At 62.7% G+C, this 22,557-nt stretch carries 17 protein-coding genes; 11 read left to right on the top strand and 6 right to left on the bottom strand.

From position 1 onward, the window contains the following. Window positions 1-334: 334 nt before the first annotated feature. Window positions 335-1,099, top strand: a complete 765-nt coding sequence (gene xth, locus ACP7EG_RS16745) for an exodeoxyribonuclease III (protein ID WP_071078861.1) — start codon at window positions 335-337, stop codon at window positions 1,097-1,099. Here xth and ACP7EG_RS16750 read toward each other — a convergent pair. Then, window positions 1,096-4,755, bottom strand: coding sequence for a sensor domain-containing protein (locus ACP7EG_RS16750; RefSeq protein ID WP_426088530.1), 3,660 nt, complete (start codon window positions 4,753-4,755; stop codon window positions 1,096-1,098). The two genes, xth and ACP7EG_RS16750, sit on opposite strands and share 4 nt — an antisense overlap. Before the next feature lie 209 nt (window positions 4,756-4,964). Between ACP7EG_RS16750 and prpR the strand changes: the two genes are divergently transcribed. The 5 genes from prpR to ACP7EG_RS16775 all read left to right on the top strand — a co-directional run bounded on the left by prpR (window position 4,965) and on the right by ACP7EG_RS16775 (window position 10,254). Beyond that, entirely contained in the window at window positions 4,965-6,575 is a 1,611-nt protein-coding gene (gene prpR / locus ACP7EG_RS16755) for a propionate catabolism operon regulatory protein PrpR (RefSeq protein WP_426088531.1), read from the top strand. 38 nt (window positions 6,576-6,613) lie between these two features. Then, on the top strand, window positions 6,614-7,513 hold the full coding sequence (locus ACP7EG_RS16760) for a phytanoyl-CoA dioxygenase family protein (protein WP_426088532.1): 900 nt from the start codon (window positions 6,614-6,616) through the stop codon (window positions 7,511-7,513). 90 nt (window positions 7,514-7,603) lie between these two features. After that, window positions 7,604-8,476, top strand: coding sequence for an alpha/beta fold hydrolase (locus ACP7EG_RS16765; protein ID WP_426088533.1), 873 nt, complete (start codon window positions 7,604-7,606; stop codon window positions 8,474-8,476). Window positions 8,477-8,479: 3 nt separating this feature from the next. After that, a complete protein-coding gene (locus ACP7EG_RS16770) occupies window positions 8,480-9,538 on the top strand; it encodes a sensor histidine kinase (RefSeq protein ID WP_426088534.1) in 1,059 nt (352 codons plus the stop codon). Further along, a complete protein-coding gene (locus ACP7EG_RS16775) occupies window positions 9,535-10,254 on the top strand; it encodes a LytR/AlgR family response regulator transcription factor (protein ID WP_426088535.1) in 720 nt (239 codons plus the stop codon). The genes ACP7EG_RS16770 and ACP7EG_RS16775 overlap by 4 nt, the downstream gene beginning before the upstream one ends. Before the next feature lie 5 nt (window positions 10,255-10,259). On the opposite strand, the gene ACP7EG_RS16780 is transcribed toward ACP7EG_RS16775, so the two are convergent. The 3 genes from ACP7EG_RS16780 to clpS all read right to left on the bottom strand — a co-directional run bounded on the left by ACP7EG_RS16780 (window position 10,260) and on the right by clpS (window position 16,516). Next, the gene (locus ACP7EG_RS16780) at window positions 10,260-13,607 is read right to left on the bottom strand and encodes a S41 family peptidase (RefSeq protein WP_426088536.1); all 3,348 of its coding nucleotides are present in this window, start codon (window positions 13,605-13,607) and stop codon (window positions 10,260-10,262) included. A gap of 309 nt (window positions 13,608-13,916) precedes the next feature. After that, the gene (gene clpA / locus ACP7EG_RS16785) at window positions 13,917-16,217 is read right to left on the bottom strand and encodes an ATP-dependent Clp protease ATP-binding subunit ClpA (RefSeq protein WP_071078867.1); all 2,301 of its coding nucleotides are present in this window, start codon (window positions 16,215-16,217) and stop codon (window positions 13,917-13,919) included. Further along, on the bottom strand, window positions 16,214-16,516 hold the full coding sequence (clpS, locus tag ACP7EG_RS16790) for an ATP-dependent Clp protease adapter ClpS (RefSeq protein WP_096234388.1): 303 nt from the start codon (window positions 16,514-16,516) through the stop codon (window positions 16,214-16,216). The genes clpA and clpS overlap by 4 nt, the downstream gene beginning before the upstream one ends. Window positions 16,517-16,837: 321 nt before the next feature. Between clpS and cspE the strand changes: the two genes are divergently transcribed. Next, window positions 16,838-17,041 carry a transcription antiterminator/RNA stability regulator CspE gene (gene cspE, locus ACP7EG_RS16795; RefSeq protein ID WP_010395943.1) on the top strand — a complete coding sequence of 68 codons (204 nt, stop codon included), beginning with the start codon at window positions 16,838-16,840 and terminating at the stop codon, window positions 17,039-17,041. A gap of 92 nt (window positions 17,042-17,133) precedes the next feature. On the opposite strand, the gene icd is transcribed toward cspE, so the two are convergent. Next, window positions 17,134-18,387 carry an NADP-dependent isocitrate dehydrogenase gene (gene icd, locus ACP7EG_RS16800; RefSeq protein WP_071078869.1) on the bottom strand — a complete coding sequence of 418 codons (1,254 nt, stop codon included), beginning with the start codon at window positions 18,385-18,387 and terminating at the stop codon, window positions 17,134-17,136. 290 nt (window positions 18,388-18,677) lie between these two features. On the opposite strand from icd, the gene ACP7EG_RS16805 reads away from it, so the two are divergent. The 3 genes from ACP7EG_RS16805 (at window position 18,678) to ACP7EG_RS16815 (ending at window position 20,260) form a co-directional block, all read left to right on the top strand. Then, window positions 18,678-19,241: a pseudouridine synthase gene (locus tag ACP7EG_RS16805; protein WP_096234386.1), complete on the top strand. Its 564-nt coding sequence runs from the start codon at window positions 18,678-18,680 to the stop codon at window positions 19,239-19,241. A 111-nt stretch (window positions 19,242-19,352) separates the two neighbouring features. Further along, on the top strand, window positions 19,353-19,676 hold the full coding sequence (locus tag ACP7EG_RS16810) for a hypothetical protein (protein ID WP_426088537.1): 324 nt from the start codon (window positions 19,353-19,355) through the stop codon (window positions 19,674-19,676). A 131-nt stretch (window positions 19,677-19,807) separates the two neighbouring features. Then, a complete protein-coding gene (locus ACP7EG_RS16815) occupies window positions 19,808-20,260 on the top strand; it encodes a DUF192 domain-containing protein (RefSeq protein ID WP_426088538.1) in 453 nt (150 codons plus the stop codon). A gap of 141 nt (window positions 20,261-20,401) precedes the next feature. Here ACP7EG_RS16815 and rpsT read toward each other — a convergent pair whose 3' ends face one another. Beyond that, window positions 20,402-20,668 carry a 30S ribosomal protein S20 gene (gene rpsT, locus ACP7EG_RS16820; protein ID WP_010395935.1) on the bottom strand — a complete coding sequence of 89 codons (267 nt, stop codon included), beginning with the start codon at window positions 20,666-20,668 and terminating at the stop codon, window positions 20,402-20,404. Between the two features lie 308 nt (window positions 20,669-20,976). Between rpsT and murJ the strand changes: the two genes are divergently transcribed. After that, window positions 20,977-22,524, top strand: a complete 1,548-nt coding sequence (gene murJ, locus ACP7EG_RS16825) for a murein biosynthesis integral membrane protein MurJ (protein WP_426088539.1) — start codon at window positions 20,977-20,979, stop codon at window positions 22,522-22,524. Window positions 22,525-22,557 lie beyond the last annotated feature (33 nt).

Here is a 22,557-nt window from a genome sequence, read left to right on the forward strand (position 1 = left end):
TAACAAAGCCGTGTGACACAGTTGTTACATTGTGCCATTTTAGTAGTTTTTATCGCGTTTCAGCGAGAAACTTTACACCTTTGTCGCGTTAAACGGCGAGACGCAGCCTGCCACGCCAGCCACTTATGCCAAATCAAACACAGGGGTTGATCAATCATACACAAAAACATAATATTCATGCGCCACGATTGGCTAAATATAAATACTTTATGAACACTCTTTTTCCCTGTGGGAAAATAAGGTGCTTGCGCGACAAGCGGCAAGCAGCACGCCGGCGACACGCATGCGGTAAGATTCGCGCTTATCGATACCTATTCAAGCAAGGATTTTTCCCATGAAACTCGCCACCTGGAACGTCAACTCACTCAAAGTGCGCCTGCCGCAAGTGCTGCAGTGGCTGACAGACAACCCGGTCGATATACTCTGCTTGCAAGAGACCAAACTCACGGATGACAAGTTCCCCGTCGCCGAGATCGAGGCGGCCGGTTACCAGGTGGTCTTCAGCGGCCAGAAAACCTACAACGGCGTGGCCATCCTGTCGAAGCTGCCGATCACCGACGTGGTGAAGAACAATCCGCGCTATGAAGATGCGCAGCAGCGCATCCTGGCCGCCACCATCGGTGGCGTGCGCGTCGTCTGCGCCTACGTGCCGAACGGCCAGAGCATCGACTCGGACAAATACGAGTACAAGCTGGGCTGGCTGTCCGCCCTGCACGACTGGCTGGCCGAAGAAGCGCTGCAGCACCCGCAGCTGGCCGTCGTGGGCGACTACAATATCGCCCCCGACGACCGCGACGTGCACGACCCCGTCGCCTGGGCAGGCCAGGTGCTGGTTTCGGACAAGGAACGCGCCGCCCTGCAGCGCCTGTTCGACATCGGCCTGACGGACGCCTTCCGCCTGTTCGAGCAGGCGGAAAAATCGTTCAGCTGGTGGGATTACCGCCAGCTGGGCTTCCGCCTGAACAAGGGCCTGCGCATCGACCATATCCTGCTCTCGCCAGCCCTGAGTGCCCGCTGCACGGCCTGCGTGATCGACCGCGTGCCCCGCAAATGGGAACAGCCGTCCGACCATGCGCCTGTCGTTGCCACCATCGACTAAGCAGGCAACCGTTCCAGCAGCGATTGCGCATTTGCAGCCGGCACGGGCGCGGAAAACAGATAACCCTGCGCATAGCGGCAGCCTTTCTCCTGCAGCAGGGCGAACTGTTCTTCCGTCTCCACGCCCTCGGCCACGGTCGACAATTGCAGGCTGTCGGCCAGCGCGATGATGGCCGCCACGATGGCGCGGTCTTCCGCGCTGTGTTCCAGGTCCTTGATGAAGGCACGGTCGATCTTGACCTTTTTCACGGGGAAGCGCTTCAGGTAGGCCAGGCTGGAATAGCCGGTTCCGAAATCGTCGATCGACAGGCGCAGGCCCATGCCATTGATCTGCCGCAAAATCTCCAGCGTATGCTCGCCGTGCTGCATCAGCGCCGTCTCGGTGATCTCGAATTCCAGCAGCGCCGGATCGATGCCCGTTTCCCGCAGCACGGCGCCGATGGCCGCCACCAAACCCTTGTGCATGAACTGGCGCGGCGACAAATTCACCGCCAGGGGCACGGGCTGCAAGCCCTGGCGCTGCCAGGCCATGCTTTGCTCGCACGCCTGGCGCATGACCCATTCGCCCACCGGCACGATCAAGCCGTTTTCCTCCATGATGGGAATGAAGCGGTCAGGCAGCACCAGGCCATGGCCGGGACGGCGCCAGCGCAGCAGCACTTCCATGCCATGCAGGCGGCGCGTGGCGATATCGATGATGGGCTGGTAAAACAGTTCGAACTGCTGCAGCGCCAGCGCCGTGCGCAAGCTGCTTTCCAGGTCGAAGTGCAGGGCCGCCGCCTGGTTCATCGTCTGCGTGAAGAACTGGTAATTATTGCGGCCATTGCCCTTGGCGTGGTACATGGCCGCATCGGCATGGCGCATCAGGGCGTCGACATCGCCGCCATCGTCCGGATACACGCAGATGCCGATCGACGGCGTGACGTGCAGCACATGGCCATCGAGCGGAAAGGCGGGCGTCAGCGCCTCGATGACCTTCTCGGCCACGCGCGACGCTTCGTCGGTGTCGCGGATGCCCGGCACCAGCACGACGAATTCATCGCCGCCCAGGCGCGCCACCGTGTCGCTGGCGCGCACCGCGCGGCACAGCCGGGCAGCCACTTCCTTGAGCAGCACGTCGCCCGTCATGTGGCCGAGCGAATCGTTGATGGTCTTGAAGCGGTCCAGGTCGATGAACATCACTGCCAGCTTGCGCCCGGAGCGCTGCGAGGCCAGCATGGCCCGTTCCAGGCGGTCCGACAGCAACGCGCGGTTCGGCAAGCCCGTCAGGTTGTCGTGGTAGGCCATGTGATGCACGCGCGCCTCGGCCTGGCGCCGTTCGGCGATCTCGCCCTGCAGCAGCAGATTGGCGCCGGCCAGTTCAGCCGTGCGTTCGTGCACGCGCAGTTCCAGTTCGTCGCGCGCGCGGCGCACCGCCTCGGCCGCCTCGCGGCGCGCCGTCACGTCGTCGACCAGCCACACGGAACGGCCATGCGCATGCGCCAGGTCGAACGGCCGGCCGGACAGGCGCGCCCAGAAGCGGCTGCCATCCTTGCGCACCAGCTGGTATTCCGACATGTGCACCCTGCCGGCCTCGAAGTCGCGCGCCGTCTCGCCGCGTGCCGTCTTCCACGCGGCCACGTCCGGATACAGGGCCTGCACCGACAGGCCGTTGATCTCGCCGGGTCCATAGCCGAACAGCTCTTCCATCTTGCTGTTGGCACGCAAATTGTAGCCGCCCTCTACCACCGAGATGCCCAGCACGGCGCTGTCGAGGATGGCCTGGTTTTCCAGCAGCGCATTGCGCAAAGATTCTTCGGCGCGCTTCGCTTCCGTGCGGTCCTCGATGATCCAGATGGTGCCGGCGGCGGGATCGTCCGGATTGACCACATAAGCGATCAGCTGCGCCCACAAAGTCGTGCCGTCGCGGCGCATCATTTCCACTTCCGTCTGGAACGGCTTGGCCACCGACAGGAAAGGGAAGGCCGCCGCGCCCAGCAACTCGTAGGACTGCTGCGATACGTACAGCGCGCGCCCGGGCAGGCCCAGCGCCTCGTCGCCGCTGTAGCCGAACATCGCGGCAAAGCCCAGGTTGTAGCGCGTGATCTGGCGGTTCTTGGTATACAGGATACTCACCGAGGCATTCGTCATGATGGCCGCCACTTCCATCTGCGCCTGGCGGCTGTCCGTGACGTCTTCGAGTATCCAGATGGTGCCCTGCTCGCTATGCTCCTGGTCGACGGCCTTGGCGCGGATGCGGCACCAGAACAGGCTGCCATCGCGGCGGCGGAACAGCACTTCATCCTGTTCGTACGGCAAGCCCTGCCCCAGCAGTGGCGTGGCTTGCACGCCAAACGCTGCGTAGGCGGCGGGCGAGGGAAACAGCTCGGCGGCGGGCAGGCCCGTCATCTCCTCCTGCGCGTAGCCGAACATTTCGGCGAAGCGGGGATTGCAGCGCAAGACCAGGCGCGAACGCGAAAACAGGATGCCGACGGACGCATTGTCGAGGATGGCCTGCTGCTCCAGCATCAGCTGGCGCGTGGCCTCCTCGGCCGCCTTCTGCGCGCTGCGGTCGTCGAACAGCCAGATCGTGTCGCGCAAGCCGCGGTCGGTCTGGCTCTCCGGGTTCAGCACGTAGCCATACGCCAGCGCCCAGAATGTGGAGCCGTCGCGGCGGCGCATCTCCATCTCGCCCTGGAACGGCTGGCCGCGCCGCAGCAGGGGCGACGCTTGCCGCACCACGTTCTCGTAGGCCGCGCGCGACGGGTACAGGTCGGCGACAGCCAGGCCCACGCCGCTGTCGCCATCAAAGCCGAAGCATTCGGCGAAGCGGCGGTTGTAGCGCAGTACGCCCTTGTCGCGCTGAAAACCGATGGCCAGCGGCGCGTTGTCCATCACCGCCTGCATTTCCAGCATGGCGCGGCGCAGCTGGTCTTCATCGCGTCGGTGGTCGCTGATATCTTCGATGATCCAGACCGTGCCGTCATGGGTATTCAAGGGATCGACGGCGCGCCCGTGCAGCCGGCTCCAGAACAGCGTGCCATCCTGGCGCCGCAATTCCAGTTCGGTGCGGTACGGCTTGCCCTTGGACAGCAGCGGCGCCGCTTCCAGCCCCAGGATGCGGCAATGCTCGGCGGAGCGGTACAGCACCGCGCCCGGCATGCCCGTCAACTGGTGGCGCGCATAGCCGAGCATCTCGGCAGCACGGATATTGCACTCCTCGATGAAGCCGCCCCTGGAAAACACGATGCCGACGGCCGCGCTTTCCAGGATGGCCTGCTGTTCCAGCAAGGTCTTGCGCAAGGCTTGCTGGTCGCGCTGCTGCACGCTGATGTCGGCAAACACCAGGGTCGCGCCCGGCAAGCCATCGCCCACCGGCAGCGGCTTGGCCCATACCTGCACGGCGATGGCCGCATCGATTCCCTCCAGGCTGCTGTCCCAGTGCCGCTCGCGCCCGGCCGCCCCCAGCGCGCCACGCAGCATGCTGCTGCTCGACGCGCGGTAGGCATCCGTAAAACAGTCGGCCAGCAGGCGGCCCGACACATTCCTGCCCAGCAAGGCGCTCAAGGCGCCATTCACCGCGACCACCATGCCGCAGGCATCGCAGGCGCAGGCGGGCAAGGCGATCAGCTGCAAGGCATCGGCGATGAAATCGGGACTGGTCGGTACGCGGTTCATGGACACCATGGGTCGGTTGTTAGCGGTCGGAATGCACCTGAGCAATATATTCGTCAGGCATCATAGTGCTGTTAGATCATAAACCAGTTTCCCGGGGTTTTTTCATATTCCTTATTAGCAATATCTGAAACACCACAGACCACTTGCAACACGCCCGTTGCACCGCCGTTGCATGGCAATAAAATGAAACAAATCGTTTAGAATAAAGCATGCGCCGCCCTCCCCAACCTCCGCTCGACCACCGCGACAAACCCGTCATCTGGACCGTCTCCGTCTCGCGCCTGTTCGACCTGTTCCGCGACATCACGCTCGAATACGACGACCTGGCAACGATTGAACCGATCAACCTGGGCTTCGACGACGCCGTGCGCCACATCCGCGAACGCATGGCCACGGAGCGCTGCGACGCCGTCATCGCCGCCGGCTCGAACGGCGCCTACCTGAAAGGCCGGCTGTCGGTACCCGTCATCATCGCCAAGGCCAGCGGCTACGACGTGATGCAGGCACTGGCGCGCGCGCGGCGCATCTCGCCGGACATCGGCGTGGTCACCTACCAGGACCCGATGCCGGAACTGGCCGAATTTGCCGCCACCTTCGGCTTCCAGATTGCCCAGCGCACCTATGCCACCGAGGAAGATGCGCGTGCGCAGATCAACGAACTGAAGGCGGCGGGAGTAAAAGCCGTCGTCGGCGCGGGCCTCGTCACCGACCTGGCCGAAGAGGCGGGACTGGCCGCCGTCTTCGTGTATTCGGCCACGGCCATCCGGCGCGCCTTCGACGACGCGCTGGAACTGGCGCGCCTGACCCAGATCGAATCGAACCGGGGACGGCGCGCGGTGGTGGCCGACACCCAGCGCGCGCGGCACGGCCTGCACGATTTGCGCGGCGAATCGGAAGCGATGGAAACCCTGCGCCAGTCAGTAGTGCTGTATGCGCGCTCGCCGGCGACGGTGCTGATCCAGGGCGAGACGGGCAGCGGCAAGGAGCTGGTGGCGCAGGCGATCCACCGCGAAAGCCCGCGCAGCCTGGGTGCGAACCGGCCCTTCATCGCCATCAATTGCGGCGCCATCGCCGAGTCCTTGCTGGAATCGGAACTGTTCGGCCACGAGGACGGGGCCTTTACGGGGGCGCGCCGGGGCGGCCATGCGGGCCTGTTCGAAGCGGCCAACCACGGCACCCTGTTCCTCGACGAAATCGGCGAAATGCCGCTGGCCCTGCAAACGCGATTGCTGCGCGTGCTGGAAGAGCGCGAAGTGGTGCGCGTGGGCGGCACGCGGCCCATCGCCATCCATGTGCGCATCATCAGCGCCACCCACTGCGACCTGGAACAGCGCATCCGCGAAGGCCGCTTCCGCGCCGACCTGTTCTACCGCCTGGCCGTGCTGCGCCTGCATTTGCCCGCCTTGCGCGAACGCGCCAGCGATATTCCGGGCCTGACCGAATGGTCGCTGAAAAACGCGCTGGCCGCGCTGGGCGCGCGGCCGCACCCCAACCTGCACGCGGAAATACAGGCTTGCGCACCGCTGCTGCGCCGCTACGACTGGCCCGGCAACGTGCGCGAACTGCGCAACCTGGCCGAGCGCCTGGCGCTGTTCCTGGCCGCCGAACCGCTGCAGGCGCTGACCCCCGCCTTCGTGCTGGGCGTGGCGCCGGAACTGGCCAACGGCGCCAGCACGGCGGCGCTGCTGCCGGCGCCGCCACCTGTCCCGTCTGAAAGCGCCAGCGAAGTACTGGCGCGCTTCGGCGGCCGCCGCGATGCTGCGGCCCACTACCTGGGCATCAGCCGCACGACGCTGTGGCGCCGGCTGCGCGCTGGCTGACGCCGCCACCGACACGAACTATGGACGACTGGCTTTTCTTGCACGACTTATGGGCCCGCTGCACCAGGCGCAGCGGCACATCCGGCGCCGCTGCGCCGTCCAAGGGCAACGGCGAAACCAAGGCGCTGTATGCGCGCGGCATCTGCCTGGACGATGCCTTGCAATTCCTGTTTCAGGAGCAACCGTCCCTGGACGCGTTCACCAGTTGGGTGACGGCGCGCACGCGCCCGCAAGCGGCGCCTATCGCGCATGAAGATGTGCTGTCGGCCGCCGACGTGCGCCACTTCAATGAGCACGGCTACCTGCTGCTGCGCGGCGCCGTGCCGCGCGAACAATGCGCGGCCGCCCGGGCCGCCATCTGGGACTTTCTTGGCGCCAGTCCTGGGCAACCCGCATCCTGGTATCTGCCGCATCCGGGAAAAAGCGGCCTGATGCTGCAGTTTTCCGACCATCCGGCCCTGCAGGCGAACCGGCACTGCGCGCACATCCGCCACGCCTACCAACAACTGTATGGCCCGCAGCCGATCTACCCCTCCATCGACAAGGTGAGCTTCAATCCGCCGGAAAACGAGAACTACCGTTTCATGGGCAGCCCGCTGCACTGGGATATCAGCTTGCGCCTGCCGATTCCCTTCAAGCTGCAAGGCATGCTCTACCTGAGCGACTGCCCGCCACAGCATGGCGCCTTCCATTGCGTACCCGGCTTCCAGCACCGCGTGGAACAGTGGCTGGCAGGTGTGCCGCCTGACTGCCCGCCGCGCGACTGGGCCGTCAGCGACTTGCGACCCGTTGCCGTCGATGGCATGGCCGGTGATTTCATCATCTGGCACCAGGCCCTGCCCCATTGCGCCACGCCCAACCGCGGCCCGACGCCGCGCATGGTGCAGTACCTGACCTACCTTCCCGAGCACTGCCAGGATCAGGATGAATGGGTCTGAACCGCTCATCCTGCGCTGGCGCCGTTCATCCCGCTGCACTGGCTGCGGGGCGCCTGCGCCGCTAGCATGGTCGTCAAGGAGGAATACCCCATGAAACGAACATTGCAAACATTGATCTTGCTCAGTACCGTACTGCTGGCGAGCACCAGCTGGGCCGCAGCGCCCGCGGCATTCACGGTCGACGTCACGGGCCAGGGCCGCCCCCTGATCCTGATTCCCGGCCTGGCGTCCTCGGGCGAAGTCTGGCAAGGCACGGTGGCACGCCTGTGCGGACCGAAAACAGGACGCGCCTGCCATGTGCTGACCCTGGCCGGCTTTGCCGGCGTGGTGCCCATCGAAGGCGACCTGCTGGCGCAGGCGGAGCAGCAACTGGCCGACTACATCAGCACCCAGAAACTGGGCCGGCCAGCCATCATCGGGCATAGCCTGGGCGGCTTCCTGGCCCTGAAAATGGCCATCGACCATCCGGCCCAAACGGGCAAGCTGCTGATCGTCGACTCGCTGCCGGCGCTGGGCGCGGTGCAAATGCCCTCCATAACGCCGGAACAGCTGCAAGCCATGTCAAGCCAGATGCAATCGGCCATGCGGGCGCAGGATGCAGCCAGCTCCAGCGCCAGCCAGCGCCGCGCCGTCGCCGGCATGGCGACGGCGCCGGCCGACGTGGAGCGCATCATCGGCTGGGGCCAGCGCTCGGACCGCGAAACGGTCATCCGCGCCATGGGCACGCTGATGGCCAGCGACCTGCGCCAGGACGTGGCGAAAGTGCAGTCGCCCACGCTGGTACTGGGCACCTGGATCGCCTACAAGGATTATGCGCCGCGCGCCGCCATCGAAGCGACCTTCCAGCAGCAGTATGCACAGCTGCCGGGCGTAAAAATCGCGCTGGCCGACACGGCGCGCCATTTCATCATGTACGACCAGCCGGACTGGATGCATGCGCGCATCGAACAGTTCCTGGACTAGGCAGTGAACGCACCCTTGCACCGGCCGCCGCTGCTGGCCAGGATCAACTGGTACTGGACCTTCCAGCTGGCCGGCTGGGGCGCACTCACCCTGTTCAACAGCGTGTATGGCGGCTCCTCGCAGCTGCGCATCGTCGTGACGATTTCCTGCTGGGGCTCGCTGGGCGGGCTGTTGCTGTCGCACCTGTGGCATGGCGTTTTGCGCCGGCGCGGCTGGACGGCGAACGGCTTGCGCTGGAAACGCATCTTGCCCTCGCTGGCCTTGCTGGCCGCCATCCAGACGGCCAGCGTGACGGCCGCCTTCCACGTCATGTATCCGCCCGACGTCCTGCGCGGCCTGGCATGGCTGCCCGGCGCGCTGCTGTTCTGGTTCGGCGTCTTCCTGACCTGGACGGTGTTTTACTTCACCGCGCTGTCGCTGCGCCGCGCCGCCCACCTGGAAGCGGAAACCCTGCGCCTGCAGTTGCATGGGCGGGAAGCGGAACTGCGCGCGCTGCAGGCGCAAGTCAATCCGCATTTTTTCTTCAACAGCCTCAATAGCGTGCGCGCGCTGATCTTCGAAGACCGCGAGGCGGCCGCGCAGATGATCGATCAGCTGGCCAACCTGATGCGCCACGCGCTGCAGTCCAGCCAGCATGCGACGGTGCCGCTGGCGGCCGAACTGGACGCCGTGCGCGCCTACCTGGCGATCGAGCAAATACGCTTCGAGGAGCGCCTGCGCGTCAGCTTCGACATCACCCCTGGCATCGATCACGTGCGCGTGCCGCCCATGGCCCTGCAAACGCTGGTGGAAAACGCCGTCAAATATGGTGTGGAGACAAGCGCCGATGGCGCCGACATCCGCATCACGGCACGGCGCGCCAACCCTGCCAACGGCGCCGCCATGCTGCGGATCGATGTCGCCAACACGGGCGCCTTGCACGAACCAGGCAACTCCACCTGCGTCGGCCTGCGCAATGCACGCCAGCGACTGCAGCTGGCTTGCGGCGAGCACGCCAGCCTGGAACTGCGCCAGCAGGCGGGCTGGGTATACGCCACCATCCATTTGCCGGAGCTGGCATGAACGGTCAGCCGCTCAAGGTAATGCTGGTCGATGACGAGCGCCTGGCGCGCGCCGAGTTGCGGCGCCTGCTGGCGTCGCATGTGCAGCGGGGCGCCGTGGAGATTGTCGGCGAGGCGGCCAGCGCGGCCGACGCCATCGCGCAGATCGGCAAACTGCGTCCGGACCTGCTGCTGCTTGACGTGCAGATGCCGGGCGGCTCCGGTTTCGACCTGCTGGCCGCGCTGGATGATGCGCCCGACGTTATCTTTTGCACGGCCTTCGACCAGTACGCGCTGCAGGCGTTTGAAGTGAGCGCCCTCGACTACCTGCAAAAACCTGTGCAGGCGGCACGCCTGGCCACGGCCCTGGCGCGTGCCGGCGCACGGGCGCAAGCCGTGCCGCCACCCGCGCCGCGCAAGGTCTTCATCAAGGATGGGGAGCGCTGCTGGTTTGTCGCGTTTGACGATATCCGCCTGCTGGAATCGGAAGGCAACTACACGCGCGTGCATTTCGGTGCACAGCATCCGCTGATGCTGCGCACCCTGAACCAGCTGGAAGACAAGCTCGATCCATCCCTGTTCTTGCGCGCCAACCGGCGCCAGATCGTCAACCTGGCGCAGGTGGCGCAACTCACGGCAAATGCGGCCGATGGCCTCGACCTGCACCTGCTGGACGGCAGCGTGGTGGAAGTATCACGCCGCCGCGCGCAACAGTTCAAGGCCGTCTGCGGCCTGTAACGCGACTACTTCAGCGCGGGGATCGGCTGCGCCTGGAAAGCGGGGCGCGGCTGCTCTTTGAGCTTTTTCGCCAGCATGTCGAGCGCCACTTCCAGCTGGCGGTCGGCGCCATTGAAAGTGGCGTGCGGCGGATTTTCCACCTCGACGTCCGGTACCACGCCGACGCCTTCGATCAGCCACTGGCCATCGATGCCGAACTGGCCGTTTTCCGCCACGCGCGCCATGCCATTGTCGGCCAGGCGCGTATTGTCGCTGAGCCAGACGCCGGCGCCGGCCGTGCGCTTGCCCACCAGCGGTGCCAGGCCCAGGGCCTTGATGCCGGCGGCGAAGGTCTCGCCATCCGAATACGTGAGTTCATCGACCAGCACCACCAGGTGGCCGCGGAAGGTGTTCTGCATGTTCGACGATGGCTGCACGCCCGGCGGCGCCCAGTAAGCCCAGGCCTTGCGCAGCAGTTTTTCGATGATCCAGCTGTCGATATTGCCGCCGTTATTGCGCCGCACGTCGATGATCAGGCCTTCGCGGTTGATGTTGGCGTAAAAGTCGCGCGCGAACGAGGCGATGTCGTTCGCGCCCATGGCGCGCAGATGCAGGTAGCCGATGCGCCCCTGCGAGGCGGCCGCCACCTGTTCGGCGCGGCTCAATTCCCAGTCGCCATAGCGCAGCGCCGTCTGTTTCGCCATGTTGACGGGCGTGACGATGACGGCGCGCGGCGCGCCTTTACCTCGTTGGACCTGCAGCAGCACCTGCTTGTCGGCCTGGTTCAGCAGCAGGTCGCTGATATCGCGCGCGGCCAGCACGTCCTTGCCGTTGACGGCCGTGATCACGTCGCCCGCCTTCACATCCACTTCAGGGCGCGACAGCGGTGCGCGCGCCGAGGGCAATTCCGCTTCGCTGCGGTAGACATGCTCGACCAGGTAGCCGTCGCCAGTGCGCGCCAGCACGGCGCCCAGGCCGGCCGGCGTGCCTTCCTGCTCCGTGCGGCGCAATTCGCCGGGACGGATCTGCGAATGCAGGGCGCCCACTTCGGCCACCATCATGCCGAGTAAATCATTGAGTTCGGCCCGGTCCGTGACCCGCTCGACCAGCGGCGCATATTTGTCGCGCGCCGCCTTCCAGTTCACGCCGCGCATCTTCGCGTCATACAGGAAGTCGCGGTGCAAGCGCCAGGCGTCGTTGAACATCTGCTTCCATTCCAGACGCGGATTCGACACAAACGTCCAGTCGTCGACCTTGACCTTGGCCTTCGTCAGGTCGGCTGGCAGCTTGGCGCCTGCCTCGATCACCAGCATCTCGCCCGGCCCAGTAGCCGCTGCTGTCCTGTAGTACAGATGTTTCTTATCCGTCGCCAGGTCGAATTCGCGCACATTGGCCACCAGCAGTTCCGGCTTGGAGCCGGTATTGCCGATGGCGAGCGTTTTCAGGCTGGACTTGTTCTCGCCGCTGTCGCGCTCGAGGAAATACAGGCGCTTGTCATCCATGGCCAGCGCACTGTAATTGCCCGCCGCCAGCGGTACTTCATACAGGCGCTCGGCCAGTCCCTTGAAGACGACGTCCGGCAGGGCCGCTGGCATTTTCTTCACGGCCGTCTTGCTGCCGGCCTTCTCCAGGGCCTTTTCCGCCGCCAGTTCGGCCGCCTTTTCATCGTCCGTCTCGGCCGGTTTCACTCCGGGACGGCTCAGCTCATCGTCAGGCTGGAACGGAAAACGGTTGCCCGGCTGCAGCGCCAGCGCATACACGCCGATGCGCTTGTCAAACACGGGGCCCATGTTGCGGTCGCCCCACGGCGACCCGTTGGCCAGCTGAAAATTGCGCGCCGACATGAAATACAGCCAGCGGCCGTCGGGCGAAAACAAGGGCGAACCGGACGTATAGCGGTCGCTGGTGACGAATTGCAGCTGCTTCGAGGCAAGGTTGTACAAGCCGATCTGCTCGCGCTGCTCGTTGCTGGCCACGCGCACGATGGCCAGGTTGCGGCTGTCGGGCGACCATTGCACTTCGTCGTGCTTGTCCACGCCCGCCTTGCCCGCGTCGTCGATCAGCTGGTTGCCACGGGTCGCCAGGTCCAGCAGCCAGAAACGGCCCTTTTTATCCGTGTGCGCCAGCCAGCGCCCATCCGGCGACGGGTACAGTTTCCAGCGGTGGTTATCGCCCTGCGTCGTCAGCTGCTCGCCCTTGCCCGAACCATCGGCGGCGTACTTCCAGATTTCGTTCTCGCCGCTCGTGTCGACGATGGCGAACACGGATTTCTCGTCGCTGGAAAAGACGGCATCGCGCGCCCGCGCCCCTTCGGGAATGGCGATGTCGACGCGGCGCAGGCTGCCCGTGCCGGCGATGCTGACACGGCCCCTTGCAGTGAGGATGATGCGCTCATCCTTGCCCGACACCTGCACATTGCTCAAGGTATCGAGCGGCGAGCGGATCTGGCGCGTGCGCTGCTGGTCGAAGTCGGACACGAGGCTGATGGCCAGCGCCTGCGACTCGCTGGCGCCGGGCGCGTTCAGGTCCAGCACGTGCAAATCCGCACCCAGCTGGTAGACCACCTTGCCGTCGCCCAGCGCGGCGTTGCGCACGTCCCACTGCGTGTAGCTGGTCAACGCGCGGCGGTCGGAGCCGTCTGGCAGCATGCTCCACAGATTGTCGCTGCCGCCTTCGTCGCTGATGTACACCACGCGGCCTTGCCACCACATGGGGCGCTTGTTGTTGCCCGCCAACACGGCAGGCTGCGTATGCATGCGCACGGCCTCGCCCTTGCCGTCCAGGTCGTAGCGCCACAGGGTGGCATGCGCACCGCCCCGGTAGTTGCGCACATTGTCGTTGGTCATGGCCAGGCCGAAACGCGTGAAGAACAACGTCTTGCCCGCGTCGTCGAGCACGGCGTCGTTGGCGTCAGCCACGGGAAACACGCGCCGCGTCTGTTTCACGGGGTCGATGGCGGCGACGATGCGGCGCGAAGCGGGACCGTCCGTATTTTGCGTGCTGACCAGCACTTCGCCCTGCGCCGTCCAGCCCAGCACCAGCACACCGCCATTATCAAAGGAAATGCGGCGCGGCAAGCCGCCCGCCAGCGGCATCACATATGCCTCCTGTGCCCCTTCGTAGGCGGCGGAAAAGGCCAGCCACAGGCCGTCGCTCGAAATCGCCGCGTTCGTTTCATAGCCGGGATGCGTGGTCAGACGCTGCGCCGCGCCGCCGCGCACACTGCTTTTCCACAAATCGCCTTCGGCCGTGAAGACGACGGTGTCGCCGCGTACGGCGGGAAAACGGAAATAGCTGCCGGCAGGAGCGGCGGCAGCGTTGCCCAGCAAGCCGGCGGACAACAGGAGCAAGGTAAGATTGCGGGAAATTTTCATGTGAGCATCCAGATAGCGGTCAGGGCGATAAGACGGCATGGACATCATGTCGATACCGGACAGCAATTCTGGCATAACTGCGACCAAAGAAAACCTTCTTTATTGCCCACAAAAACGTAAAAAAACCCGCACCACTTGCGTGGGCGGGTTTTTCGACAAGAGCAGAAACGCTCTGAACGCTGAACAAAACCGTAGCGAGCGGCAGCGAGTTGCGGCCGAGAAGCGGAGCTATGCTAAGCACGGGGCCGCCGAGGCAGTGAGCATCGGAGGCCGCAAATCGCGACGCGCAGTAGGTTTGGTTCGGTGTTCTTATTCTACTTCCACCGTTTCCGGTGCAGCCGTCGGCGCCGCGTCTGGCGGTTCCGGGAATTCCAGCAAGACCTGGTCCTTGTCGTCGAGGTCGACGGTGACCCGTCCGCCCGTGACCAGACGGCCGAACAGCAGCTCGTCGGCCAAGGCCTTGCGGATCAGGTCCTGGATCAGACGTGCCATCGGCCGCGCGCCCATCAGCGGATCGAAGCCTTTCTTGCCGAGGAAAGCACGCAGCTTCTCGGTAAACACGGCTTCGACCTTTTTCTCGTGCAACTGCTCTTCCAGCTGCATCAGGAACTTGTCGACCACGCGCAGGATGATTTCCTGGTCCAGCGCGCGGAAGCTGATGGTCGCGTCGATGCGGTTGCGGAATTCCGGCGTGAACATGCGCTTGATGTCGGCCATCTCGTCGCCTGCCTGCTTGGAATTGGTGAAACCGATCGAAGCTTTCTGCAAGCTTTCCGCGCCCGCATTGGTGGTCATGATGATGATCACGTTGCGGAAATCGGCTTTGCGGCCATTGTTGTCCGTCAAGGTGCCGTGGTCCATCACCTGCAGCAGGATATTGAAAATGTCCGGATGGGCTTTTTCAATTTCGTCGAGCAGCAAGACCGCATGCGGCTTCTTGGTGATCGCTTCCGTCAGCAAGCCGCCCTGGTCGAAACCAACGTAGCCCGGTGGTGCACCGATCAAACGGCTGACCGCGTGGCGCTCCATGTATTCCGACATGTCGAAACGGATCAGCTCGATGCCGAGGATGAAGGCCAGTTGCTTGGCCACCTCGGTCTTGCCGACACCCGTAGGACCGGAGAACAGGAAGGAGCCGATCGGCTTGTCCGTCTTGCCCAGGCCGGCACGGGCCATCTTGATGGCCGACGCCAGCGCGTCGATGGCAGGATCTTGCCCGAACACGACATTGCGCAAGTCGCGGTCGATCGTCTGCAGCTTGCTGCGGTCGTCCTGGTTGACCGTTTGCGGCGGAATGCGCGCGATCTTGGCGATGATGTCCTCGATCTCGGCCTTGCCGATGGTTTTCTTTTGCTTCGACTTCGGCAAGATGCGCTGCGCCGCGCCCGCTTCATCGATGACATCGATCGCCTTGTCGGGCAGATGGCGGTCGTTGATGAAGCGTGCCGCCAGTTCGGCCGCCGTCGTCAGGGCCGAGGCCGAGTATTTCACGCCGTGATGTTCTTCGAAGCGCGACTTGAGGCCGCGCAGAATCTGGATGGTTTGCTCGACGGTCGGCTCGTTGACGTCCACTTTCTGGAAACGGCGGCTCAAAGCATGATCTTTCTCAAACACGCCGCGGAATTCCGTGTACGTGGTGGCGCCGATGCATTTCAGCTGGCCATTCGCCAGTGCCGGTTTCAGCAGGTTCGACGCATCCAAGGTGCCGCCCGAGGCCGAGCCCGCACCGATGATGGTGTGGATCTCGTCGATGAACAGGATGCCGTTCGGATTGTCCTTCAGCTGTTTCAGCACGGCTTTCAGGCGCTGTTCGAAGTCACCGCGGTATTTGGTCCCGGCCAGCAAGGCGCCCATGTCCAGCGAGTACACGACGGCATTTTGCAGGATTTCCGGCACATCGCTTTGCGTGATGCGGTAAGCAAGGCCTTCGGCGATGGCCGTCTTGCCCACGCCCGCCTCGCCGACGAGCAGCGGATTGTTCTTGCGGCGGCGGCACAGGATCTGGATCACGCGGTCGACTTCTTCCTCGCGGCCGATCAGCGGGTCGATCTTGCCTTCGGCAGCGGCCTTGTTCAGGTTTTGCGTGAACTGGTCGAGCGGGCTTTCCTTCGGCTGGCCCTCGACGGGCGCGTCTTCCACGCCTTCGGAGGCTTTCGCGCTTTCCGTCGACTGGTCCTTGCGCACGCCGTGCGATATGAAATTGACCACATCCAGGCGCGTCACGCCCTGCTGGTGCAGGTAGTAGACCGCATGCGAATCCTTTTCGCCGAAGATGGCCACCAGCACATTGGCGCCCGTGACTTCCTTCTTGCCATTCGAGGCGGACTGGACATGCATGATGGCGCGCTGGATCACGCGCTGGAAACCAAGCGTCGGCTGGGTGTCGACTTCGCCCGTGCCAGGCACGGTCGGCGTGTTATCGCCGATGAAATTGGTGAGGGTCTTGCGCAGGTCCTCAATATTGACCGCGCAGGCACGCAACACCTCGGCAGCGGAGGGATTGTCCAGCAGTGCCAGCAGTAAATGCTCAACCGTGATGAATTCATGCCGTGCCTGCCGAGCTTCGACAAACGCCATGTGCAAACTAACTTCTAATTCCTGCGCAATCATACTTCCTCCATCACGCACTGCAGGGGGTGCCCCGCCTTGCGCGCATGCGTTAAAACGAACTCCACTTTGGTACACGCTATATCTTTAGAGAACACGCCGCACACTCCTTTGCCGTAGCGATGAACACTGAGCATGATTTGCGTCGCCGTTTCACGGTCCTTGTTGAAATACTCCTCAATGATGGCCACCACAAATTCCATCGGGGTGTAGTCGTCATTGAGCAAGGCCACCTGATAGAGCGGTGGCGGCTTCAGCACTTGCCGCTCCAGCAGGGTTTCTGTGTCGTGCTTGGTTGCCATACGCTTATTCTAATGCTTTCACAGTGGTTGTCATGCGCAATATCTACGCCTTTCCAATTGTTTTCAATCTTACGCGTTTTCTTAATAGTGCGCAGATGGCGACCTTGCTGTCAAAATCAAGAGTGGCTTTTTTGGTTGCAGTGAAGAATTTGGCAATATCGATGGAAAAGCGCTTGACTTCATTATTTATTCCGCCAACAATGCTGTATCGACTGTTGCAGTAATGTACAGCTTGATAAGAAGTGAGACGTCGAGGAGGGGGCAAGAAGCTTCTTGCTTTTATGGCTCGTGTGATTTGTTTTAATTTTGAAAGTTCTTTTTATGGCAACAGGTACAGTTAAGTGGTTCAATGATTCCAAAGGTTTTGGCTTCATCACTCCAGATGATGGCGGCGAAGATTTGTTTGCTCATTTCTCCGCAATCAACATGAACGGTTTCAAGACCCTCAAAGAAGGTCAAAAAGTTCAATTCGAAGTCACGCAAGGCCCTAAAGGCAAGCAAGCTTCCAACATCCAAGCAGCCTAAGCATCGCCGGCCCTCAGATGTGAAAAACCCCGTTGTCAAACGGGGTTTTTTTTCGTCCGCAGGGTGCGCGGCACCCTGCCCTGCCCCGCGTGTTACATGTGCTCGATCATCACCTGACCGAAACCGGAACACGACACTTGCGTCGCGCCTTCCATCAGGCGGGCGAAATCGTAGGTGACGCGCTTCGAGGCGATCGATTTTTGCATTGAAGAAATAATCAGGTCGGCCGCTTCCAGCCAGCCCATGTGGCGCAGCATCATTTCCGCCGACAAGATCAGCGAACCGGGGTTCACGTAATCCTTGCCTGCATACTTGGGCGCCGTGCCATGCGTCGCTTCAAACATGGCCACGGAGTCGGACAGGTTGGCGCCGGGCGCGATGCCGATGCCGCCCACTTGCGCCGCCAGCGCGTCGGAAATGTAATCGCCGTTCAAATTCAAGGTGGCGATGACGCTGTATTCGGCCGGACGCAGCAGGATTTGTTGCAGGAACGCGTCAGCAATGGAATCCTTGACGATGATGTCGCGGCCCGTCTTCGGATTCTTGAACTTGCACCATGGACCGCCATCGATCAGCTCGGCGCCGAATTCCGTTTGCGCCAGAGCATATGCCCAGTCGCGGAAGCCGCCTTCCGTGTACTTCATGATGTTGCCTTTGTGCACGATCGTCACGGATGGCTTGTCATTGTCGATCGCATACTGGATGGCCTTGCGCACCAGGCGCTGCGTGCCTTCGATGGAGACGGGCTTGATACCCAGGCCGGACGTGGCCGGGAAGCGGATCTTCGTCACACCCATTTCATTGATCAGGAAATCCATCAATTTCTTGGCTTCGGGCGAGCCTTGCTGGTATTCGATACCCGCGTAGATGTCTTCCGAATTTTCGCGGAAAATCACCATGTCCGTCTTTTCCGGCTCTTTCACGGGCGACGGCACGCCCGTGAAGTAGCGCACGGGACGCAGGCAGACATACAGATCGAGCTGCTGGCGCAGGGCTACGTTCAGCGAGCGGATGCCGCCACCGACGGGCGTGGTCAGCGGCCCCTTGATGGAGACGACGTAATCTTTCAGTACGGCCAGGGTTTCTTCCGGCAGCCACACATCGGGACCGTACACATTCGTCGATTTTTCGCCCGCGTAGATTTCCATCCAGCTGATCTTGCGCGCGCCGCCATAGGCCTTGGCCACGGCAGCGTCGATCACCTTGATCATGACCGGGCTGATATCGATGCCCGTGCCATCGCCTTCAATGAAGGGAACGATGGGATTATCTGGTACATTCAGCGAAAAATCGGCGTTGACGGTGATTTTTTGGCCGTCAGCAGGTACAGTGATATGTTGATACATCGTGATCTCCGAAGTGGGACACACCGCTGGCGGGCAACACACGCCGGCGACGCGCTCTGCGGTTGCAGAGTTTACAAAAACAAGTCCGAACATGGTGGCAACAACGCACTTTAGCAGGGAAAGAACCACCGGGCCATCTGCAGCGCCAAAGAACCTCGTTGCCATACCGCTCATGTCTTCTATAAGACATAAGACTGTGTTTCACATTATGCACCACTATCTTACAGGGCGCCACGCTTTTGCGGCGCCGACCAGCAGCCACCATCGCTTACATCCATTCCCCGACCAGCATGCCACTCATCCTCTTCAATAAACCATTCCAGGTCTTGTGCCAGTTTTCGCCGCAGGACGGCCGCGCCACGCTGGCCGACCATTTGACCATTCCCGGCATCTATCCGGCCGGCCGGCTCGACGCCGACAGCGAAGGCTTGCTGCTGCTGACGGACGACGGCCGCCTGCAGCACGAGATCAGCCACCCCGACCGCAAGGAAGCAAAAACCTATTTGGTGCAGGTCGACGGCGTGCCCGATGCGGCCAGCCTGGCGCGCCTGCAGGCGCCACTGGACCTGGGCGACTTCATCACCAAGCCGTGCAAGGCCGTGCGCATCGCCGAGCCGGACTGGCTGTGGCCGCGCAACCCACCCATCCGCGCGCGCGCCGACAAGCCGACCTCGTGGCTGGCGATCACGTTGAAAGAAGGAAAAAATCGGCAAGTGCGGCGCATGACGGCTGCCGTCGGCCTGCCCACCCTGCGCCTGGTGCGCAGCGCCATCGGCCCGTTCTCGCTGGCCAGCCACCCTCTGCTGCCCGGCGAATGGTGTGAAGTGCCGGCGGAGAACATTGGCAAGGCGTGAGCAGGACAAGAAAAAACGGCTTCAGCACTAAAATTTTTCCAATAAGCATTATTTATTTTTAGATAATGCATTAAAATCATCTGACCTTAACATGACGGAAAAGGAAAGATGATGACAAAAGTAATACTGATGCTGGCCGCTTCCCTGCTTGCCGGCGCCGCGCTGGCGCAATCGGGCGCCAAGGTACACGCTTCCGCAGCGACCGATGCCGTCAAGCCGCCACCCGCATCGGCAGCCAGCCATGCCTCGGCCGCCACCGACGCCGCCAAGCCGGTGCCGCCGGCAGCGGCTTCCGTCAACGCGTCCGCTGCGACGGACGCGGCGCGTTCCGGTGCCTCAAGCAAGGCCTCGGCCGCAACCGATGCAGCACGCATGATTCCGCAGCCGCACAAGACGAAGCAGCCGGCCGCTGAAGCAGGCAAGCCCGTGAAATAAGTATAGCCCCCGGGGTTACGGCAGCAGCCCTGTTGCTGTAGCCCCACGCTTTCGGCGCGGCCAGGCAGCATGCTTGACCAGGCAGCCGCCAGCATGGCTTAATCGCCGCTTCGCAGCTACCGCCCCGCGCCATGAAAACTTCCCCTCGCCGTCTCAGCCTGTCCATCGCCCTGCTGGCGTGCGCCAGCATTGCGCAAGCGCAAACACCGCAAGGCAAGAGCTTGCAGCTCTCGGCCGGCATGCATTTGATCCAGGCGGAAGTGGCCGCCACGGAAGCGCAACGCGAACAAGGCTTGATGTACCGTGAAAAGATGCCGGCGAATGCAGGCATGCTGTTCGTCTTTGGCAACCCGTCCACGCAATGCATGTGGATGAAGAACACGCCGCTACCCCTGTCCGTGGCCTTTATCGACGCCAGCGGCAAGATCGTCAACATCGAAGACATGCAAGCGCACACGCTCGACAGCCATTGTTCGACCAAAACCGTGCCCGTGCGCTATGCGCTGGAAATGAACCTGGGCTGGTTCAAGCAAAAAAACATCAAGCCAGGCATGAGCATCGGCAACCTGCCGGCGGCGCGCTAGATAGTGGCGGCCGCGGCCGCAAGAAAACGCGAAAAACGCGAAAAAACCCGCCAGAACGAATCTGCGGGTTTTTGCTTTTCAACCAGTGCCAGCGTACCGGCACAGGCAAGGCCACCATGGTGGCTTGCCTGCTGGCGAATATTAAGCGGACAGTGCTTTCAAGGCAGCTGCCAGACGGCTCTTATGGCGAGCTGCCTTGTTTTTGTGGATGATCTTCTTGTCAGCGATACGGTCGATGGTCGACACGGATGCTTGGAAGATTGCAGCAGCTGCTGCCTTGTCGCCGCCCTGGATCGCTTTGCGAGCAGCTTTGATAGCCGTGCGCAAGGTCGAACGTTGGGACGAATTGTGTGCGTTTTGCTTAACTGCTTGACGAGCGCGTTTGCGCGCTTGTGCGGTATTTGCCATGGAATTTCCTAAAACAGGGTCAAAGTGCGTTTGCAAACATTAGTGTTTGCCAACCGGTGCGTTCTGTGCGTCTGCCGAACCATGTGTGCCAAACCAGTGCCTGTCAAACATTAGTGTCTGCGTAACAGAATTCTGTACAGCCTTCGATTATAGCGATATTTTCAAGCGGGGGCAAATCAAAAAACCGTGTGTGACACCAAAAACACCTGAAAATGGGCCTGGCAAGGGCGAATCGACAGCGAATCGGCAGCAATTGTTACCATATTTTAAGCGTTTAACGGTAGCGCGCCCGGCTATAATCTGCCCCCATGAACTTGCTTAAAACCCTCGCCGCCATCTCCAGCATGACCATGCTGTCCCGTGTAACCGGATTATTGCGCGAAAGCCTGTTCGCGCGCGCCTTTGGCGCCGGCGCCTACACGGACGCCTTCATCGTTGCCTTCCGCATCCCCAACCTGTTGCGCCGCTTGTTTGCCGAGGGTGCGTTCTCGCAAGCCTTCGTGCCGATCTTGTCTGAATACAAGAACCAGCATGGACAGGAAGCCAGCAAGCAACTGGCCGACCATGTGGCCACCACCCTGGTCTGGGCCACCCTGCTCGTTTCCCTCCTCGGCATCGTCGGTGCGCCGTGGTTCGTGTATGCCATCGCCACGGGCCTGACCAAGGACGCGGGCGCTTTTGACGCGGCCGTGTGGATGACGCGGCTGATGTTCCCTTATATTACTTGCATGTCCTTCGTGGCCCTGGCCGGCGGCATTCTGAATACCTGGCGCGAATTCAAGATTCCCGCCTTCACGCCGGTGCTGCTCAACTTATCATTCATCGCCGCCTCGCTGTTCCTCGCGCCGCACCTGAAACAGCCGATCTACGCCATGGCCATTGCCGTGTTCGCCGGCGGCTTGCTGCAAGTGGCCATCCAGATACCCGCGCTGATCAAGATCGGCATGCTGCCGCGCCTGTCGCTCAATCCCGCCATCGGCCTGTCCGACGGCGGCGTGCGCCGCGTGCTGAAAAAAATGGGACCGGCCGTGTTCGCCGTCTCAGCAGCCCAGATCAGCCTGATGATCAACACCAGCATCGCCTCGCGACTGACGGAGGGCAGCATTTCCTGGCTGTCGTATGCGGACCGCCTGATGGAGTTCCCGACCGCCATGCTGGGCGTGGCCCTGGGCACCATCTTGCTGCCCAGCCTGTCAAAGGCAAACGTGGATGGCGACAAGACGGAATACTCGGCCCTGCTGGACTGGGGCTTGCGCCTGACTTTCCTGCTGGCCCTGCCCGCCGCCGTCGGCATGGCCACTCTGGCCACGCCGCTGATCGCGACATTATTTCACTACGGCAAGTTCACGGCCGAATCGGTGACCATGTCGACGCAGCCGCTGGTGGCCTACAGCCTGGGCCTGATCGGCATCATCCTCGTGAAAACCCTGGCGCCCGCGTTCTACGCGCGCCAGGACATCCGCACGCCCGTGAAAATCGCCATCGGCGTGCTGATCGCCACGCAGTTGATGAATCTGCTGTTCGTGCCCTACATCGCCGTGGCCGGCCTGGCCCTGTCGATCGGTCTGGGCGCCTGCCTGAACGCCTCTTTTCTCTACTGGGGCTTGCGCAAGCGCGGCATCTACCAGCCGAAACCGGGCTGGGCCAAGTTCTTCCTGCGCCTGTTGCCGGCACTCATCGTGATGGGCGGCGTGGCGTATGCTGGCGCCATGCGCATCGACTGGATCGCCATGCAAGCCCATCCGCTGCTGCGGGCGGGCGCGCTGGCCCTGCTGGTAAGCCTGTGTGGCGTGGCGTACTTTGCCACCTTGTTTTTAGTTGGCTTCCGCTTCCGCGACTTCAAGCGCAGCGCCTGACACGCGGCGCAGGCCCCGCTGCCTGTGCCTTGC

The organism is Janthinobacterium sp. PSPC1-1 (assembly GCF_049897625.1).
Lineage (GTDB): Bacteria > Pseudomonadota > Gammaproteobacteria > Burkholderiales > Burkholderiaceae_D > Janthinobacterium > Janthinobacterium tructae.

Bases quoted from the DNA above. Each gene is read 5' to 3' on its own strand.
- xth (WP_071078861.1), top strand. From the start codon at position 335: ATGAAACTCGCCACCTGGAACGTCAACTCACTCAAAGTGCGCCTGCCG.
- ACP7EG_RS16750 (WP_426088530.1), bottom strand. From the start codon at position 4,755: ATGAACCGCGTACCGACCAGTCCCGATTTCATCGCCGATGCCTTGCAG.
- prpR (WP_426088531.1), top strand. From the start codon at position 4,965: ATGCGCCGCCCTCCCCAACCTCCGCTCGACCACCGCGACAAACCCGTC.
- ACP7EG_RS16765 (WP_426088533.1), top strand. From the start codon at position 7,604: ATGAAACGAACATTGCAAACATTGATCTTGCTCAGTACCGTACTGCTG.
- ACP7EG_RS16775 (WP_426088535.1), top strand. From the start codon at position 9,535: ATGAACGGTCAGCCGCTCAAGGTAATGCTGGTCGATGACGAGCGCCTG.
- ACP7EG_RS16780 (WP_426088536.1), bottom strand. From the start codon at position 13,607: ATGAAAATTTCCCGCAATCTTACCTTGCTCCTGTTGTCCGCCGGCTTG.
- clpA (WP_071078867.1), bottom strand. From the start codon at position 16,217: ATGATTGCGCAGGAATTAGAAGTTAGTTTGCACATGGCGTTTGTCGAA.
- clpS (WP_096234388.1), bottom strand. From the start codon at position 16,516: ATGGCAACCAAGCACGACACAGAAACCCTGCTGGAGCGGCAAGTGCTG.
- cspE (WP_010395943.1), top strand. From the start codon at position 16,838: ATGGCAACAGGTACAGTTAAGTGGTTCAATGATTCCAAAGGTTTTGGC.
- icd (WP_071078869.1), bottom strand. From the start codon at position 18,387: ATGTATCAACATATCACTGTACCTGCTGACGGCCAAAAAATCACCGTC.
- ACP7EG_RS16805 (WP_096234386.1), top strand. From the start codon at position 18,678: ATGCCACTCATCCTCTTCAATAAACCATTCCAGGTCTTGTGCCAGTTT.
- ACP7EG_RS16810 (WP_426088537.1), top strand. From the start codon at position 19,353: ATGACAAAAGTAATACTGATGCTGGCCGCTTCCCTGCTTGCCGGCGCC.
- ACP7EG_RS16815 (WP_426088538.1), top strand. From the start codon at position 19,808: ATGAAAACTTCCCCTCGCCGTCTCAGCCTGTCCATCGCCCTGCTGGCG.
- rpsT (WP_010395935.1), bottom strand. From the start codon at position 20,668: ATGGCAAATACCGCACAAGCGCGCAAACGCGCTCGTCAAGCAGTTAAG.
- murJ (WP_426088539.1), top strand. From the start codon at position 20,977: ATGAACTTGCTTAAAACCCTCGCCGCCATCTCCAGCATGACCATGCTG.